Origin of the sequence: Paraburkholderia gardini (genome assembly GCF_907164545.1) — a bacterium.
GTDB classification, from domain to species: domain Bacteria; phylum Pseudomonadota; class Gammaproteobacteria; order Burkholderiales; family Burkholderiaceae; genus Paraburkholderia; species Paraburkholderia gardini.
Genome location: NZ_CAJQZB010000015.1, coordinates 89,948 through 107,956, shown reverse-complemented (window position 1 = coordinate 107,956; position 18,009 = coordinate 89,948). Strand labels below are relative to the sequence as shown.

General features: G+C 63.0%; 10 protein-coding genes. 4 read left to right on the top strand and 6 right to left on the bottom strand.

Going from position 1 to position 18,009, the window contains the following annotated elements; all coding sequences use genetic code 11:
* Positions 1-96: 96 nt before the first annotated feature.
* A complete protein-coding gene (locus LPA37_RS13025; protein ID WP_229012758.1) occupies positions 97-1,692 on the bottom strand; it encodes a carboxylesterase/lipase family protein in 1,596 nt (531 codons plus the stop codon).
* A 636-nt stretch (positions 1,693-2,328) separates the two neighbouring features.
* Here LPA37_RS13025 and LPA37_RS13020 point away from each other — a divergent pair.
* Positions 2,329-2,628, top strand: a complete 300-nt coding sequence (locus tag LPA37_RS13020; RefSeq protein WP_229012757.1) for a hypothetical protein — start codon at positions 2,329-2,331, stop codon at positions 2,626-2,628.
* A gap of 75 nt (positions 2,629-2,703) precedes the next feature.
* Here LPA37_RS13020 and LPA37_RS13015 read toward each other — a convergent pair whose 3' ends face one another.
* The 4 genes from LPA37_RS13015 to LPA37_RS13000 form a co-directional block, all read right to left on the bottom strand.
* Positions 2,704-3,693, bottom strand: coding sequence for a zinc-dependent alcohol dehydrogenase family protein (locus tag LPA37_RS13015; protein WP_228976204.1), 990 nt, complete (start codon positions 3,691-3,693; stop codon positions 2,704-2,706).
* Positions 3,694-3,737: 44 nt separating this feature from the next.
* On the bottom strand, positions 3,738-4,850 hold the full coding sequence (locus LPA37_RS13010; protein ID WP_228976202.1) for an alkene reductase: 1,113 nt from the start codon (positions 4,848-4,850) through the stop codon (positions 3,738-3,740).
* Positions 4,851-5,021: 171 nt separating this feature from the next.
* Complete coding sequence (locus tag LPA37_RS13005; RefSeq protein WP_229012756.1) at positions 5,022-5,768, bottom strand: SDR family NAD(P)-dependent oxidoreductase; 747 nt, start codon at positions 5,766-5,768, stop codon at positions 5,022-5,024.
* 33 nt (positions 5,769-5,801) lie between these two features.
* Complete coding sequence (locus tag LPA37_RS13000) at positions 5,802-6,665, bottom strand: alpha/beta fold hydrolase (RefSeq protein WP_229012755.1); 864 nt, start codon at positions 6,663-6,665, stop codon at positions 5,802-5,804.
* Positions 6,666-6,891: 226 nt separating this feature from the next.
* Here LPA37_RS13000 and LPA37_RS12995 point away from each other — a divergent pair, with 226 nt between their 5' ends.
* Positions 6,892-7,773, top strand: a complete 882-nt coding sequence (locus LPA37_RS12995; protein WP_228976191.1) for a LysR family transcriptional regulator — start codon at positions 6,892-6,894, stop codon at positions 7,771-7,773.
* Positions 7,774-7,983: 210 nt separating this feature from the next.
* Here the strand turns inward: LPA37_RS12995 and LPA37_RS12990 are convergent, their stop codons facing one another.
* A complete protein-coding gene (locus LPA37_RS12990; protein WP_228976189.1) occupies positions 7,984-8,346 on the bottom strand; it encodes an H-NS family nucleoid-associated regulatory protein in 363 nt (120 codons plus the stop codon).
* A gap of 924 nt (positions 8,347-9,270) precedes the next feature.
* Here LPA37_RS12990 and LPA37_RS27715 point away from each other — a divergent pair.
* Both LPA37_RS27715 and LPA37_RS12985 read left to right on the top strand, forming a co-directional pair.
* Complete coding sequence (locus LPA37_RS27715) at positions 9,271-9,399, top strand: hypothetical protein (RefSeq protein WP_267478171.1); 129 nt, start codon at positions 9,271-9,273, stop codon at positions 9,397-9,399.
* Complete coding sequence (locus LPA37_RS12985; RefSeq protein ID WP_229012754.1) at positions 9,396-18,002, top strand: GH36-type glycosyl hydrolase domain-containing protein; 8,607 nt, start codon at positions 9,396-9,398, stop codon at positions 18,000-18,002. Before LPA37_RS27715 ends, LPA37_RS12985 begins: the two co-directional genes overlap by 4 nt.
* Positions 18,003-18,009 lie beyond the last annotated feature (7 nt).

The window sequence follows — 18,009 nt, the reverse complement described above, 5'->3', positions numbered from 1 at the left end:
GACACCTGTATGGCCGTTTTTGATGAAACTGTACGTCGGCGTCATGCCCGTCGAGACGCAAGCGCCTTCGAGCGGGCATCACGATTCAAGGAACGGTTAGAACGCGAAGCCGAGGCTGCCGTTGCTTCTGAAGCTGTTCAGGAACTGGAAGCGGGCCGTGGACACTTCGGACTGCGCCTGAAGCGGCGTCGCGAGCCCCATGACCTTGCCGGCCGCACCCGTGTACGCGGGCCAGTCCGGCAGACCGTTGCCGTTCGGATTGCCGGTCTTCGCGAAGTTCGTCCAGTACGACGACATCGCTTCCGCGACCGCGGCGTCAGTCGCATCAGGCGCGCCGTGGCCGTTTGCCACGAGATTCTGGAAGACGTACGGCACTTCCGACACGTGGATGGGCAGCGGATTGTAGGCGGACGTCTGGCTGAAGTAGTACGAGTAGACAGGCGACTTGCCGGTTTTCAGCTGCAGATTGGCCATTTCCCACGTTTGCGACGCGATGATCAGATCGCCCGCAAGCGTGACTTCCGACTGCTGTGCCGCGGCGTCGGTGGTTGCCGGGTAGAACTGCAGGAACGTATTGATGTTCGCGGAGCCAAACGCGGCAGTAGCCGCCGTGACGAAGTGATCTTTCGTGTCGGCGGGAATGCCTGCCGTTGCGGCGAAAATCGTGCCTTCGTCCGCATTTTGTCCTTCGAGCAGCGGTACGTCGTTTTGCTGGCCGGCGGCAAATCGCGAGTAAGGATCGGTTGTGAGCACATAACCGTCGACGCTCGGGTTACAGGCCGGTTCCGTCGGGTCGGTCATCAGCTGCGAAGCCGGCAAGGCACGAAGATCGGCCAGCGTTTTGGCGCCCATCGTCACGCCCAGTTGCGCGCCGATCTGCGACACGGCAGCATGCGATCGCATCACGCCCTGCGGTGTTTCCCAGAAGGCTCCGCTTTCGGCGATCGCCTTGTTGAAGGTGCCCGCGGCGAGTGGCGACGCCAGAAGCATCCCGACCGCATGCGCCCCGGCCGATTCGCCGAACACGGTAATGTTGTTCGGGTCGCCACCGAACGCCGCGATGTTTGTCTTTACCCAATGCAGCGCGGCGATCTGGTCGAGCAGGCCATACATCCCGGACGACTTGCCACCCGATTCGGCGTCGAGATCCTGGCGCGCAAGAAAACCGAACACGCCGAGCCGGTAGTTAAGCGATACGACGACCACCCCTTTCTTCGCGAGGTTGCCGCCTTCCCAGCGCGGATCTCCCGATGTGCCGAACTGGAAGCCGCCGCCATGCAGCCACACCATCACAGGGCGTTTTTCAGTGGTTGATTTCGCGCCGGTCCACACGTTGAGGAACAGGCAGTCTTCGCTTGCCTTGCTGTTGTCGACGGCGCCGAATGCGGTGCCTTGCCAGCATGTGTTGCCGTATTGCGTGGCCGCCTTGCTGCCGGTCCACTTGACGGGCGGTTGAGGCGCCTGCCAGCGCAACGCGCCGACGGGCGCCGCTGCGTATGGGATGCCCTTGAAGCTGATAATGCCGGACGAGTCAGCAGGATTGCCGGTGACAAGACCGGTCTCGACCTGGGCCTGACTGTTTGCCAGCACAGCGGATTGCGCGGGGTTGCCATTGGAGCCGCCACAGGCGGTCAGTATCGCGGTCACGCACGCTAGCGTCGTCGCGCGCAGCAGCGCCTCTTTTTTAATCACGGTTTTGTCTCCTTCATTATTTTTGAATCGTCACGCTGTCCGCATGAGACTGAGCAAGCCTTTTCCGCGAGACATCGCAGGCGGCCCCGGACGTTTGAAATTAATATTTGTCGTCTTTTGTGCTTTAAAAAATAAATCGGATAACGAACTAATGTTCATCCGGTTCGATATAAAAGTCGTTGGTGGAGTGTTCGATTGCCCGCCACTGCGCCTCTTTTTTCAGACGTGTTGCGAAGGTAGCCGCGTCTGGCCCATAACTCCATACAATCGAATTCATACCCAGTATGAAACTGGCGCATAGAGGAGGGGCAACGCGGTGGGATGTATCGGGGTGCGGCGCCGGTGCGCAGGGCCAGCGCGCGTTACGTCGCGACGCGCGTGCGGTGCGCATCAAGGCCAGCTAAAGGGACAGGCTCAGGGAAAATCCGTAGGCCCGCCAGGGAGCTGCCGTGCTTCGGCCAAGCGTAGACGTCAAGCCCAGCAGGAATACGTCCGTCAACACCGTGCGGCGTGCGCGCCACGATCAGGGCACAGTTCGCAAGCGCACCCGCGCTGTCGTTGATATCATCTCGCTCGCTGCGGCAGCGGCGTCAGCCCGTCGCTATCATTGGATCAAAAAGAGAAGCCGGAACAACGATGCGTTTGCGGAAAATTGAGTATGCGTTTCTGGCGGTGGCGGTGATTTCCGTTGTGGGATTCGGGAACTGGCTTCAGCGGGAAATGGACCGGGCGGCGCGCTCGCGCAATCAACGCGTCGCGAGCGACATGACGGACTCGCGCAATCACTGCGGCGATGCGCTCAACCGTCGTTCGGCACAGCAGGACACGATCTGGTGCGGCGCTGTCGCGCGTGACCTGACGAAACTGACTCGCCAGGTCGCGCAGCTTCAACCACGCGTAGTCGACGCGCCCTTGCGGCGTGTCAGCACGCGCTGACCCACAGCAGACGCCCAAGGCACGCGCGCGCCTGCACCAGCTGTGCTTAAGAGCGGGCCCAGCCGGTGAACGTGTTCATACGGTCACGACGATCTTGCCAAACTGACCGTTCGTTTCCAGATAGCGGTGAACCTCCACGATGTCATCGAAACTGAACGTGCGGTCGATGACAGGTTTGAGCGCGCCGGCCTCAAGCCCCTTCAGAACGAACTCGACCGCAGCGCCGCGACGTGTCGCGTCGCCGCTTGTCAGCCAGATGTTGTGCGCCTTCACGGTGATCACTTTAGCGATCATGTCCAGCACCGGCAGCGGCGTTACACCCTCGTCGAGCGCCCCGTAGATGAACGCGATTCCCCCGAACGACAGAGCCGCAATCAGCTTCGCGAAGTTCGCGCCCCCGACTGGATCGAACGCCACGCGCGCACCTTTGCCTTCGGTGATCCGCATGACTTCCTTGACGAGATCGACCTCGTCGGTGGCGATTACGTGCGCGGCGCCCGCATCGAGCAGCGGCTGGCGCTTGGCGGAGGTCCGCGTCAGCGCAACGGGCGTTGCGCCGGCGTAGCGGGCGATCTGTATCGCGGCCAGCCCGACGCTGCTGGATGCAGCCGGAATGAGCACGACGTCGCCTCTGGTGATTTTGGCGTCTTCGATCAGCGCGCCATATGCGGTCACGAACATCATCCACACAGAAGCGGCCTCGTCGAACGAAAGCGACTCCGGATGCTTCACGACCGCATGGCCCGGCGCGATGATCACTTCGCCATAGGTGAAGTACTGGTTCATCGAGAACGACGGAATTACGTTGACCTTGTCGCCAACTGCCAGACCTTTGACATCCGCACCGAGCGCGTCGACGATACCGGCCGCCTCGTAGCCGAGCCCCGCGGGAAACTCGACCGGCTCGATATAGACGTCGGTGCGCCACATCGATTCGGCGCGGTTGATACCAATTGCCTTGACTTTGATGCGAACTTCGTTCGGGCCAGGGGCGGGGACGTCGGTCTCGACGAATTCGAGGACTTCCGGACCGCCTGCTTTTGCAAACCTGATCGTGCGTGACATGTGAACCTCTTGAACGGGATGGTTGAAACCGGGTTCACCTCGGCTTATGCAGCCGCGGTGGCCTCGACAGCCTGATAAGGCGGGAAATCCGAGTAATGCTTCTCGTCGCCGCCCCAGAACGCCGCGCGGACATAAGGTGTCAGCGGCAGCTTGTGCTCCAGACGATACGGCAAATCTGGATTCGACGTGAAGTGACGACCAAACGCGACGAGATCGGCATCGCCCGACGCGACGATCGCTTCGGCGCTTTCGCCGTCAAAGCCGCCTGCCGCAATGATGGGACCGTGGAAATGCGGGCGCAGATAGCGCGTAGCAACTGGCGGATGATCTTCGTGAAGCGTGTCGTCGCCCTTGATACGCGGTTCGATTACGTGCAGGTAGGCGATCTTGTATTCGTCGAGCACGCGGGCGACATGGCTGAACGTCGTTTCCGGATCGCTGTCGGCAATGCCGCCCCATTCGCCTGACGGCGAGATGCGCACGCCCACGCGGTCCGCGCCCCACACCGGGATGAGCGCTTCGACGGCTTCGCGCAGGAAGCGCACGCGGTTTTCGATCGGGCCGCCGTACGCGTCCGTGCGCCTGTTCGTGCCGTCCTGGATGAACTGGTCGACGAGATAGCCGTTGGCGCCGTGAAGCTCGACGCCGTCGAAGCCTGCATCGAGCGCGCGCTGCGCCGCGACGCGGAATTCCTCGATGACGCCGGGGATTTCCCCGATATCGAGCGCGCGGTGCGGCGACGCGGGCACGAAGCCGTCCTTCGTCAGCGCCACGCCTTCGAATGGCACCACCGAAGGCGCGACCGGATCGACACCGCCCGTCATTTCGACGTGGCTTTGCCGGCCGCCGTGGATGAGTTGCATGAATACGCGGCCACCCTTTGCGTGAACGGCGTTCGCAATGGCCTTCCAGCCTTCCGTCTGGCCGTCGTGATAGAAGCTTGCCGCGCCGAGATAGGAGCGCGCGGGAATCGAAATGCTGACGCCTTCGATGATTTCGAGGCCACCTTCCGAAGCGCGCTGGCCATAGAAGTCGGCCATCATCGGGCTGGGAATGTCCCCGGGCTGGATGGTGCGAAGGCGAGTCATCGGCGCCAGCACGACGCGATGTGAGAGGGTGTACGGGCCGAGCTTCGTTGATGTGAACAGATGAGCCATGATCTTTCCTTAAGCGGTGAGGGTGAGGCAGTGCGGTGAGGGATTGCGTCGCGATATGCGCCTGGCGCTCGCAGCTGGATTGCACCGTATCTTTGTGACAATTTATAAATATGGATGACTAACTATTTCGAATTCAGATGCGACCATGACATCCATATACTGCCGATCAGTTCAGAGCCTTGATCCGCCGTCGACGCTCAATGTATCGCCGGTTATCCAGCGTGCCGCGTCTGACGCGAGAAAGACGACCGCGCCGGCAATATCGTCGGGCTGCGCGACGCGCTTCAACGCCTGCATGCCGAGAGCGGCTTCGCGGCCCGCTTCTGTCTTCGTGAAACTCGACATTTCGGTGTCGACGACGCCCGGTGCGACGGCGTTCACGCGGATGCCGCGCGCACCGAGTGCGGTAGCGAAATGCCGGACCAGCGTGTCGATTGCACCCTTGGTGGCGGCGTAGGCGGGCAGGGTGCCCAGCGAGGCACGGGCCGCCAGCGAAGAGAGCATCACCACGCTGCTGCCCTTGCACATCACCGGCAACAGCTGTTGTACGAGAAAGAAGGGCGCACGTACGTTCACGGCAAAGAGATTGTCGAAGTCTTCCACGGTCGTGTCCTCGATGCTCGCCGCTTTCGAAATGCCGGCGTTCGCCACGAGGATGTCAAGGCGATGTCCGACCACGGCGCGCACACGTTGTGCAAGAGAGTGTGGACCATCCGCGGCACGCAGATCAGCCGCGATTTTCTGGGCGTTGCCACCCGCCGCGCGGATTTCGGCGACCACCGCGTCTGCCGCCTTTTCTCCGCTGCTGTAATGAACGAGGACCTGGGCGCCAGCCTTTGCGAGTGCGAGTGCGCTGGCGCGGCCGATGCCGCGTGATGCGCCCGTGACAAGGGCGGTCTTTCCGGTGAGGTTGCTCATGACAAGACTCCTGAGTATGGGTTCAGCACAGGCTTAAGCGCGTTCGTTGCCTTCGTCCAGAAACTGGCTGGCGTGAGTCACGAAACGCTCCGGATACTGGTAAAGCGAGCCATGATTCGCGTCGGGGTAGATGATCAGTTGCGCATCAGGGATGTGCTGTTGAAGAATCCATGAGTTGATCGAATAGATGATCACGTCGTTGTCGCCGTTGACGACGAGCGTCGGTTGCGTGAGTGCGTTCAGATAGTCGTACGGGTTTTCGCGCGAAGCGCCCCATTTGCCGAGCGCGGCGAGTTGTGCCGGCGCGACCTTTTCATTGGCTTCAGGGTCGCGGCCTTCAGTGCGCTGGCGGAAACGCTGGAGGAACTGACGTCCGGCTGCCTGACTCGCCGCCGAAGGCGAGAAGTGCACACGCAGCCACAGCTGATCCGGTTCCTCATATGTCGCGCCGAAAATGTCCTGCGCTTCGGGTGTAAGCGAACTCATACCTTCGCCGCTACGCGGGCCCGTACCGACGAGAATCAGGCGGCGTACGAGTTGCGGTTCGGCGAGCGCGAGTTCCTGGGCGATCAGGCCGCCCATCGAAAAACCGAGCACGTCTACCTTCGTGAGGTCAAGGGCCTTGATGAACGCCGCAGCGTTGTCCGCCATTTCCTCGATCGACTCCGGCACCTCGCCCGACGAGCTGGAAATGCCCGCGTTATTGAACAGGATCACTTCGCGGCTTTGCGCAAGACCGTCGGTCACGGCCGGATCCCAGTGATCCATCGTGCCGGTGAAGTGGATGTTGAACACGAGCGGCACGCCGCCCGTTTTGCCGAACCGGCGAAAGGCGAAGCGAGTGCCGTTTGCTTCAACGTATTGCGTCGGTACGTTCTGATGGGTATGGCGGGTCATGGCGAAACTCCTGTAAGGTCAGTGGACAGCCCGGCTGTCGCTTCCCGATTCCTGCGATATAGATGAAAGGCATGAAGCAGGTCGACGATCGGGTTGCCGGGCCTTCGCCGCTGGGTCCTCGTTGTGTCGCTGCCTGAACGGTAATCTAGTGGAGGCTTGCGGAAAACAAAAAGACTTTGTAGGCTGACTGGCATGCCTTTGAGGTATGGCTAACTGAAGAGAGACCATGGAGCTTCGACATCTGCGGTACTTTGTGGCGGTCGCTGAGGCCGGCAGCCTGACGGTGGCGGCCGAGCGCCGGCTCCATACCTCGCAGCCATCGCTTAGCCGCCAGATTCGCGATCTGGAGGACGAGGTGGGGGCCGAGCTGTTCAACCGCAGCGCGCGTGGGGTTGAACTGACTGCGGCGGGCAAGGCGTTTCTCGATCACGCCCGACTCGCGCTCACGCAGGTCGACGCCGCGACCGAGGCAGCGCGCCGCGCGGCGCAACCCGCAAGGCAGGTGTTTGCGCTCGGTTTTCTGACCGGGCAGGAAATGACGTGGCTGCCGCGCGCCATGCAGGTGCTGCGTGACGAACTGCCGAACATCGAGGTCACGGTCTCGAGCCACTATTCACCGGATCTCGCCGATGCGCTCGCGCGCGGCAAGCTCGATCTCGCGTTTCTGCGTGCCGAACCGGGATTCGATCTCGACTATCGCGTGGTCAACCGGGAGAAGCTGCTCGCGCTCATGCCGAGTGATCATCCGTTGACGGCCAAAGCGGCAATCAGCCCGCGCGATTTCGTGGGTGAACCCTTCATCATGGCGTCGAACAAGGCGAGCGTGCTGCACGACGTGATCGAAAAGTATCTGCAGCAAAGCGGCGTGGAAGTCGCAGCGGAACACGGTGTCGACAATCTCGCGATGGCGATGTCGCTCGTCGCTTCCACGCGGGGCCTCGCGTTGATGCCCGAGTACGCGAACAATCTGCTGCCGTGGTCGGTCGTCAGCCGGCCGCTCGAAGGAGATGCGCCCACGGTCGATCTGGTGATCGGCTACAGCAGGGCGAATACGTCCGCCGTGCTGAAGCTCTTTCTTTCACGCGCCGGGGAACTGGTCGCCTGGTAAGCGGATGCAGTGTCGCCTGCAAGCAGGTCGATCGTTCGAAGAAAACGAGTTGCTGGAGCACGGTGTGAACATGCGCGACGACTGGCGCTGGCGCGGACTCGATTCAAGGCTTGTTGTTGAGCCAGTTTTTCGACTGGCATGGCTCATGCGACCAGTGGCGATTTGCTCGCCTTTATCCTGGGTCGACTCCAGGCAGCGTAACGCGAGGCGTTATCGGGCACCGGTAAAAATCGACATTCCCGCATCGCCAGGCGAACCCGATCCTGGCGCGGCGTCCTGTTTACGGACTGCGAAAAAATCGACGTCTACACCGAGTTGCTGGACATGTTTAAGCCAGTCCGGCATATCGCCCTCACCGTTCCACTCGTTGCCTTTGTGATCACGGTAACGGGGCGTCAACGGTTTATCCGCTTCGATGGCGGCGGCAAGATTCTCGGTGCTTATTCCATATTCGTCCATGCGCCGGCGAATCCAGACGATCAGGCGATCGCGGGCTTCTCCGTCAAAATTGCGATGCGGTATTTGTGGAGCGGATGGCGGGTTCACCACGTGGCTTTGTTTCTGTAAAAACATGGTTATCTCAAACGTAATGCAAGGGGCCGGCTCGCAAGGCAGCAACTCGGGGAATAACCCGATTCATTGCGCCAGTCGTGCTGGCCGGGGGGGAAAGGAAATATTCTGGAATGCAGAAAATAGGGGAATCAAGCTATGACCGTCGCAAACACATGACGTCATACCAGCAGCATACGCTATATTCGTCGCCGACAGATTGGTGAGCTGATTGGGACCCGTCTGGCTGGCTTCCTCTGGAAGATGCGCAACGGACATTCAAAAGAAAAATCGCGACAGTATCGCCAAATGCGCCCAGACTGGGCGACATGGTGGTCGCTTTCGCGACCGGCGAATCAGGAGAAACATATTGGCAAAGAGCACGATGCGCGGCAATCGCGAGGCTAAAAAGCCTAAACAACCCAAAAAGGTGATCGCTCCTGCGGCAGGCGTGTCCCCGGCGAGTGCGCCGAAGGCCGTCGCGGCCAGCGCCCCGGCCAGAAAAAAATAGCAGGCACCCGGGGCACGGATTCGTGGCCTTTCTGTTTCACCCTTTCCGGATGTTGAGCCGGGAACTTCATCTTTAAGGACAGGGATGCGCAAGTGCCCCTCTGTCTCTCATTCAGAGCCGCATCGGTCCGATGCGAAGTCCATCCGACTTTTCGTGCATCGCTAAACGGCCGCTAACGGTTTGCGTGTGACGGTCGACTGACCCATTCCCTTTGCCCGCATGGTTCCTGCGGAATGTTTCGATTCGCCGGTAATCCGCGGCTGCGTCAGTGGCCGCGTCGCGTCATGGCTGACCACGTCGGCGGAGGCCGCACGTGGCCGCTTGTTCGTCCTGACGGGTTTGCGTGCTCTTTCCGCATCCGTCGGACCCACCACGGCCGGCAGGCGTCCACACGCGCGACACGCGTAATCCGGCCGCCCTCGAAGGAAGAACCGATCATGTCCCAGTTCGATGAACAGTGCGCCGATGCAACGACGGCGTCCGATGCAAGCGTCGCGAACATCGCGCGTCGCCGCGACCAGTCCGGTCTGCCGATGGCACAGACGTCGCAGGAAACGCATCTGTGAACGCGATTCTTCACTATGTCACGCGACGTCGCTTCGTGTCGCCGCCGTGGACCGACACCGCACCGGTGCGAGAGGAACTGTTTGGCGTCGAACGGCTCGAGCAACACGCGCAGAGCCTCGCTGCCGCGCAGCCGGTGACGAAGACGCCGCCCGTCGTGCTATCGCTGCACACGCGGCTTGACGACAACGCCGCCGTCCTGCTCGCGGCCTACCGGGCGAGCGCCTGGGAACTGGAGAGCGGCCGGGGCGTCGTGCCAGCGGCCGAATGGCTGCTCGACAACTATCACCTCGTCGAGGAACAGATCCGCGAAATCCGCGACGACCTGCCGCACGGCTACTACCGGCAATTGCCCAAGCTCGCCGCTGGCCCGTTCGCCGGCTATCCGCGCGTATTCGGCCTCGCATGGGCGTTCGTCGCGCATACCGACAGCCACTTCGATCCGCAGATCCTGCGGCGTTTCATCGATGCGTATCAACGGGTTCAGCCACTGACGATCGGTGAACTGTGGGCGGTCGCGATCACGCTGCGCATCGTCCTGATCGAAAACCTGCGACGTCTTACCGACCAGATCACCGCGGGGCGCGGCGCACGCGCGGACGCCGATGCGCTCACCGACCGTCTGCTCGAATCGGGCAGCGCGCGCTCGGCACTCGAAGCGGATATCTCGACGCGTTCGTCGGACCTGCTCTCGGAACTGTTCGCCGCACAACTGGCTAAACGGCTGCGCGATCAGGATCCGCGAACCACACCCGCGCTGGGCTGGCTGGAAGAGCGGCTCAGGCTCCAGGGCGCCAGCGTCGACGAAGTCGTGCAGCACGCGCAGCAGCGGCAGGGCGCGTCGAACGTCACCGTGCGCAACGTGATCACCAGCATGCGGCTGATTTCCGACATCGACTGGGCGGAACTGTTCGAGAGCATGAGTCTCGTCGACGCCCGGCTGCGTGCGGGCAGCGCCTTTGGTGCGATGGATTTTCCGACCCGCAATCTGTACCGCAGCGCGATCGAGCAGCTGGCGCGCGGCTCGCACTTTACCGAACTCGAAGTCGCCGATCTCGCGCTTCGCTCGGCGCAGGCGGCGGCCGGAGAAACAGGCGATGCCGCGCACGCGGAGCGAACCAGCGACCCCGGCTACCACCTGATCGCGGAGGGCCGCCGCGTGCTTGAACAGACGATCGGGTTCCGTCCACCGTCACGTTTGCGGATCACGCGATTCAACCTCCACCTCGGCATCAGCGGCTACGTCGGCGAGATTCTCGCGCTCGCCACGACGTTGCTGGCGCTGGCGTTGTGGCTGCTCTGGTCGCTGGCGCCACGCGGTCTCGACGCCAGTGTGTTCGTGCTGTTTGCCGTGTGCGGATTCCTGCCCGCCACCGAGGTCGCGACCGCGCTCATCAACCGGACGATCGCGTGGAGTTTCGGCGCGATCACGTTGCCGGGTCTCGAACTGACGGCGGGGGTGCCGTCGTCGCTGCGCACGCTGGTCGCCGTGCCGACGCTCCTGACGAGCGAAGCCGACCTGCGCGAGCAGATCGAACGTCTCGAGGTGCATCACCTCGCGGGTGCGGGTGGTGACCTGTCGTTCGCGCTTCTGGCGGACGGCCTCGATGCAGATCAGGAGGTGGTGGCCGGCGACGCGCATCTGCTCGCCGTCGCCGCCGATGCCATCGAGGCGTTGAACCGCCGGTACGAGCCAGGTCCCGGCGGTAGCCGCTTCCTGCTGCTACACCGTCGACGCGTCTTCAACGCGAGCGAGAACAAATGGATGGGCTGGGAGCGCAAGCGCGGCAAGCTGCACGAACTGAACCGTTTGCTGCGCGGCGCGACCGACACGACCTTCCTGTCGATCGCCGGGCGAGCACCGCACGTGCCGTCCGACGTGCGTTATGTGATCACGCTGGATGCCGATACGCGTTTGCCGCGAGACGCGGCGTTGCGGTTGATCGGCAAGATGGCGCATCCGTTGAACCGGCCGAAATTCAGCGACGTCGAACAACGCGTCGTCGATGGATACGCAATTCTCCAGCCGCGTGTCACACCTTCGCTGCCCGTTGGCCAGGAGGGTTCGCTGTATCAGCGCGTCTTCTCCGGTCCGGGCGGAATGGACCCGTATGCTGCGGCCGTGTCCGACGTCTATCAGGATCTGTTCGGCGAAGGTTCGTTTACCGGCAAGGGCATCTACGACGTCGATGCATTCGAAGCGGCTTTGCATGGCCGCGTGCCGGAAAATGCGTTGCTCAGTCACGATCTGTTCGAAGGGATTTTTGCGCGCGCCGGTCTGGCATCGGATGTCGAAGTGGTCGAGGAAGTGCCGTCACGTTATGACGTGACGGTCAGGCGGCAGCATCGCTGGACGCGTGGCGACTGGCAATTGCTGCCATGGATCGTCGGGCATCGCGGTCGCGACCGGCACGCGATGCCGTCGATTGGTCGCTTCAAGATGCTCGACAATTTGCGGCGCTCCCTGCTCGCACCGTCGATGGTCGCCGCATTCGGTCTGTGCTGGCTGATGCCGATCCGCGCCGGGATTGCGGGCGGCTTGCTGGTGTCAGGCGCGCTGGCGATTCCCGCCTTCCTGCCGACGCTGTTCGCGATCGTGCCGCGGCGCACCGGCATCCGTCTGCGCAATCACATCGGTGTGCTGGCCGCCGATGTGCGGCTCGCCGCGCTGCAAATCTTCCTGTCGGTCGCATTCCTTGCCGATCACGCATGGCACATGGGCGATGCGATTGTCCGGTCGCTGACACGGTTGTTCGTGACGCACCGCCGTCTGCTTGAATGGACGACGGCTGCGCAGTCGAAGGGGAGTCCGCGGCTCGACCTGCAAGGTTTTTATCGGCAAATGGCGGGCGGCACCATGCTCGGACTGGCGCTGCCGGTTAGCGCGATCGCGTTCGCACCGTCGCATTGGCCGCTCGCGCTGCCGTTTGCGTTGTTATGGCTTGCCGCGCCGGCGCTCGCGTTGTGGGCGAGCCGCTCACCGGACGTCGCGCGGCGCTTCGCCATGTCGGACCCGGACGCGCGCGACCTGCGCCTGATCGCGCGGCGCACGTGGCGCTTCTTCGAGACCTTCGTCACGCCAGCGGAAAACATGCTGCCGCCCGACAATTTCCAGGAAGACCCGAAGCCTGTCGTCGCGCATCGGACTTCACCGACCAATCTCGGTCTTTATCTTCTGTCGGCGGTCGCCGCGCGCGATTTCGGCTGGACCGGCACGACGGAAACCGTCGAGCGCCTCGAAGCGGCGTTCGCGTCGATGCAGAAACTCCCGCGTTTCAAGGGACATTTCTATAACTGGTACGGGACACTGGATCTCAAGGCGTTGGCGCCGGCTTATGTTTCGTCGGTGGATAGCGGCAATCTGGCGGGGCATCTGATCGTCGTCGCAAACGCCTGCGAAGAATGGCTGCATGCGTCGCTCGCACCGGCTGCGCGACGAGGGATGATGGATAACCTGCAACTCGCGCGTGAAGCCGTCGATGCGCTACCCGCCGCAAGCGGCACGCGTGGCAGGCAGATTGCCGCGATCTTCGACGAGATCGAAGCGCAATTGCAAGGGCCGCAAACGCTCGAAGCCCTGTCGCCATCGCTGGCCCGTTTAACGGAAAAAGCCGCGAAAGCAACGCGCGAAATCGTGCCGGCCAGCGGCGACGACAGTTCGGCCGACCTGATGTTCTGGATCGATGCGTCAGGCAAGAGCGTCGTCGAGCATGGCCGCGACCGGCAACAACTCGCCGACGCGCCGGATCGCCTGCGGGAACGTTTGAAGTCGCTCGCCGACACCTCGCGCGCGATGGCGCTCGGCATGGACTTCGCGTTCCTGCTCGATCCGGAACGCAAGCTGCTCTCGATCGGCTATTCGCAGTCCGACAACAGCCTCGACCCGAGTTGCTATGATCTGCTCGCGTCAGAAGCGCGGCTCGCGAGCCTGTTTGCCATCGCGAAGGGCGACGTCACGACGCGCCACTGGTTCCGTCTCGGTCGCGCCGCGACGCCGGTCGGTAATGGCTCGGCGCTGATCTCGTGGTCGGGATCGATGTTCGAATACCTGATGCCCTCGCTCGTGATGCGCGCGCCGGTCGGCAGCCTGCTCGAACAGACGAGTCGTCTTGTCGTCGAGCGGCAGGTGTCGTACGGCAGGTCACTCGGTATTCCATGGGGTATTTCGGAATCGGCCTATAACGCCCGCGACATCGAATTCACCTACCAGTACTCGAATTTCGGTGTGCCGGGTCTGGGTCTCAAGCGCGGTCTTTCGGAGAATCGCGTGATTGCTCCGTATGCGACAGGGCTCGCCGCGATGGTCGACCCGCAGGCCGCGCGACAGAACTACGCGCAACTCGCCGCACTCGGCGCGCTGGGTCGTTACGGTTTCTACGAAGCACTCGATTTCACGCGCTCGCGGTTGCCGGATAACGAGGATGCCGCGATTGTCCGCAATTTCATGGCGCATCACCAGGGCATGACGATCGTCTCGATCGCGAACACGTTACTCGATGCGCAGATGCGCGCGCGTTTCCATCGCGAGCCGATGATCCAGGCGAGCGAACTGCTGTTGCAGGAACGCATGCCGCGCAATGTCGCCGTGGCGCAACCGCGTGCCGAGGAAGTGAGCACGTCCGCAGTCGAAGACGGCGCCGTGCTGCCGACCGTGCGGCGCGTCGCTGCGTCGGCTGTGGCTGACGCGGCGCCGGTGACACACCTGCTGTCGAATGGACGCTACGCGGTCATGCTGACGGCGACCGGCGGCGGCTACAGCCGCTGGCGCGACACGGCCGTGACGCGCTGGCGTGAAGACGCGACCCGTGACGACTGGGGCTCGTTCATCTTCCTGCGCGATACGCGCAGCGGTCAGGTGTGGTCGGCCAGTGCACAGCCGGTGGGCAGCGAAGCCGAGTACGAAGAGGTCGTGTTTGGCGAGGACCACGCGGAATTCATCCGCCGCGACGGCTCGCTGACGACCACGATGGACGTGCTGGTTTCCGGCGAAGCGGACGGCGAAGTGCGCCGCGTGTCGCTGGCGAACAGCGGCCGCCGGGCGCGCGAGATCGAGCTGACTTCCTGCGCCGAAATCGTGCTGGCTACACCCGCCGCCGACAACGCGCATCCGGCCTTCTCACGCATGTTTGTCCAGACCGGGCACCTCGCCGAATTCGGCGCGCTGGTGGCAACGCGCCGTCCGCGTTCGCACGACGAAAAACAGGTGTGGGCCGCGCATTTCGCGGTGGTCGACGGTGAGATCGTCGCCGATCCGCAATACGAATCGGATCGCGCGCGCTTTCTGGGCCGCGGGCGCAACGCGGGCACGGCGGCGGCGATTTTCGACAATCAGCCGCTGACCAACACCACCGGCACCGTACTCGATCCGGTCTTCGCGCTCAGGTATCGCGTGCTGGTGCCGCCGGGCAAGGTCGTGCGCGTCGCGTTCTGGACGGTGGTGGCCGAGTCGCGGGCACTGCTGCTCGATCTGGTCGACCAGCATCATGACCGCAACGCGTTCGATCGCGCCAAAACGCTCGCATGGACGCAGGCTCAGGTGCAGTTGCGCCATCTCGACGTCAAGGCTGAAGAGGCGGCGGATTTTCAGCGCCTCGCCGCGCCGGTCATTTACGCTGATGCGCGTTTCAGGGCACCGTCGGACACGATCATTCGCGGGGCCGGCGTGCAGTCGGGACTCTGGCCCAACGCGATTTCCGGTGATCTGCCGATCGTGCTGTTGCGGATCGACGATGTCGAGGATATCGCACAGGTGCGGCAGCTATTGAGGGCGCACGAGTACTGGCGGATGAAGCGGCTGGGCGTCGATCTCGTGATCGTCAACGAGCGGGCTTCGTCGTATACCCAGGAATTGCAGGGCGCGATCGAAACAGCCGTACGCAGCAGCCAGTCGCGGCCGCATTTCGGCGAAGAACTTGCGCAAGGGGCGGTCTATACGCTGCGCGCCGATTTGATGAGCGTGGAGGCGCGCGCGTTGCTGCAATCGGTCGCGCGTGTCGCGTTGATCGCGCGTCGCGGCTCCATCGCCGACCAGCTCGCACGGTTGCCATCGATGCAGGGTCAGCCGTCGGCACTTCGACGGCAGAAGGTGCCGATGTCGTCGCCCTGGCCCGCACCGGTTCACCCACCCCTCGCGCCTTTGGCTTTAACTGCACGACTGGAGTTTTTCAACGGTCTTGGCGGCTTCGATAAAGACGGTCGGGAATACGTGACCGTTCTTGCGGCGGGCGCGACGACGCCCGCACCGTGGATCAATGTGATCGCCAATCCCGGCTTCGGTTTCCAGGTCGCGGCAGAAGGCAGTGGTTACACGTGGGCTGAAAACAGCCGTGAAAACCAGCTCACGCCGTGGTCGAACGATCCGGTCGAAGACCCAGCCGGCGAAGCCATCTACGTGCGTGACGAAGTGACCGGCGACGTGTGGGGCGCCACCGCGCTGCCGATCCGCGACAGCGGTACCTATATCGCGCGTCACGGGCACGGCTATAGCCGTTTCGAACACGAGGCGAATGGCATCGCACTCGACTTGCTGCAATACGTGCCGCTCGCCGACCCGTTGAAGATTTCGCGGCTGACGTTGCGCAATCTGTCTGGCGTGTCGCGCCGCCTGTCCGTGACGGCGTGGCTGGAATGGGTGCTCGGCACGTCGCGTGGTGCGTCGGGGCCGTTCATCGTGACGGAAATGGACTCCGCTACCGGCGCGATGCTGGCGCGCAATCCGTGGAGTATCGGGTTCGCGGGGCGTGTCGCATTCGCCGATCTTGGTGGCCGGCAGACCGCGTGGACGGCGGATCGCACTGAATTTCTCGGCCGCAACGGCCGGACTGCCGCGCCCGCTGCGCTCGCCGGCAGGGAGCCACTGTCTGGTGCAACCGGCGCGGGCCTCGATCCATGCGCGGCGTTGCAGGGTGTGATTGAGCTGGGTGTGGGCGAAACCGTCGAAGTTGTGTCGTTTGTCGGGCAATGCGCATCCGTCGAAGAGGCGCGCGCGTTGATCGAACACTATCGCAAGGCCGATCTCGACGCCGTCCTCGCCGAAGTGACGAACCACTGGCAGACCGTGCTCGGCACCGTACAGGTGAAGACGCCCGACCGGGCGATGGACCTGATGCTAAACGGCTGGCTGCTGTATCAGACGCTCGCGTGCCGTGTCTGGGCACGCTCGGCGTTTTATCAGGCGAGCGGGGCGTATGGGTTCCGCGATCAGTTGCAGGACGGCATGGCGCTAACGCATACACAGCCGGACGAGACACGTCGGCATTTGCTGCGCTCCGCGGCGCGACAGTTCGTCGAAGGCGATTTTCAGCATTGGTGGTTACCGCAGTCGGGGCAGGGCGTACGCACGCGGATTTCAGATGACCGCGTGTGGCTCGCGTTCGCGACGGCGACCTATGCCGGGTGCACCGGCGACGCCGCGATCCTCGACGAGATCGTGCCGTTCCTCGATGGGCCGCCGCTTCGTCCGGGCGAACACGATGCGTTCTTCCAGCCGATGGTTGCTGACGAACTGGCGTCGCTGTTCGAACACTGCGCACGTGGACTCGATCAATGCATCGAGCTGACCGGCAAGCATGGTTTGCCCCTGATCGGCACGGGTGACTGGAATGACGGCATGAACCGCGTCGGCGCGGCTGGCAAGGGAGAAAGCGTCTGGCTCGGCTGGCTGCTATTGCGAACCATCGAGCTGTTCGCACCGCTGGCTGAAGCGCGTGACGCAGCGTGCGTTGCGCGTGCCGGGCGCTGGCGCGCGCATGCCAGGTCGGTGCGCGGGGCACTGGAACGCGATGCGTGGGACGGTGAGTGGTATCGCCGCGCGACTTTCGACGACGGCACGTGGCTCGGCTCGAAAAACAGCGACGAGTGTCAGATCGATTCGATTGCACAATCGTGGGCTGTGCTGTCGGGCGCGGCCGATCCTGCGCGCGCGGCGCAGGCGATGGCATCGCTGGAGAAGCACCTGATCCGTCACGAGGATGGTCTTGCCTTGCTGTTCGCACCGCCGTTCGATAAAACGTCGCACGATCCCGGTTATATCAAGGGCTATCCGCCGGGGCTACGTGAAAACGGCGGTCAGTACAGCCACGCGGCGATGTGGGCGATTCTCGCGTTCGCGAAGCTGGGCGATGGCAACAAGGCGGCCGGACTGTTTTCACTGCTCAATCCGGTCAACCACGCGCGTACGCCGATGGACGTCGAGCGCTACAAGGTCGAACCTTATGTGGTTGCCGCCGACGTCTATTCCGTGACGCCGCACGCCGGGCGCGGTGGCTGGACCTGGTACACGGGGTCCGCTGGATGGATGTACCGCGCTGGTGTCGAGGGCATTCTGGGCATTCGTCGCGAGGGGGATTTTCTCGTGGTTGATCCGTGTATTCCGGATGCGTGGCCGGGATTTGAAGCGACGGTCAATGTGCATTCGACGCGGTATGAAATTCGCGTTGAATCCGCGGCTGCGCGAGGTGCGATGCGTGTGCTGCTCGACGGCGCGAGTATTGATTGCGACGGCGGGCCTGTACGTGGGCCGCTGGATGCGAAGTCGCATACCCTCGTGATTTCGCTTCGTCAGGGAGCGGGCGAGAACGTCGAGCGTGACGAACGGGTTGCGTGATGCTCCG

What these genes read in the sequence shown, in the direction of transcription:
- LPA37_RS13020 (WP_229012757.1), top strand. Translation starts at nt 2,329, where the DNA reads ATGCGTTTGCGGAAAATTGAGTATGCGTTTCTGGCGGTGGCGGTGATT.
- LPA37_RS13015 (WP_228976204.1), bottom strand. Translation starts at nt 3,693, where the DNA reads ATGTCACGCACGATCAGGTTTGCAAAAGCAGGCGGTCCGGAAGTCCTC.
- LPA37_RS13010 (WP_228976202.1), bottom strand. Translation starts at nt 4,850, where the DNA reads ATGGCTCATCTGTTCACATCAACGAAGCTCGGCCCGTACACCCTCTCA.
- LPA37_RS13005 (WP_229012756.1), bottom strand. Translation starts at nt 5,768, where the DNA reads ATGAGCAACCTCACCGGAAAGACCGCCCTTGTCACGGGCGCATCACGC.
- LPA37_RS13000 (WP_229012755.1), bottom strand. Translation starts at nt 6,665, where the DNA reads ATGACCCGCCATACCCATCAGAACGTACCGACGCAATACGTTGAAGCA.
- LPA37_RS12995 (WP_228976191.1), top strand. Translation starts at nt 6,892, where the DNA reads ATGGAGCTTCGACATCTGCGGTACTTTGTGGCGGTCGCTGAGGCCGGC.
- LPA37_RS12990 (WP_228976189.1), bottom strand. Translation starts at nt 8,346, where the DNA reads ATGTTTTTACAGAAACAAAGCCACGTGGTGAACCCGCCATCCGCTCCA.
- LPA37_RS27715 (WP_267478171.1), top strand. Translation starts at nt 9,271, where the DNA reads ATGTCCCAGTTCGATGAACAGTGCGCCGATGCAACGACGGCGTCCGAT.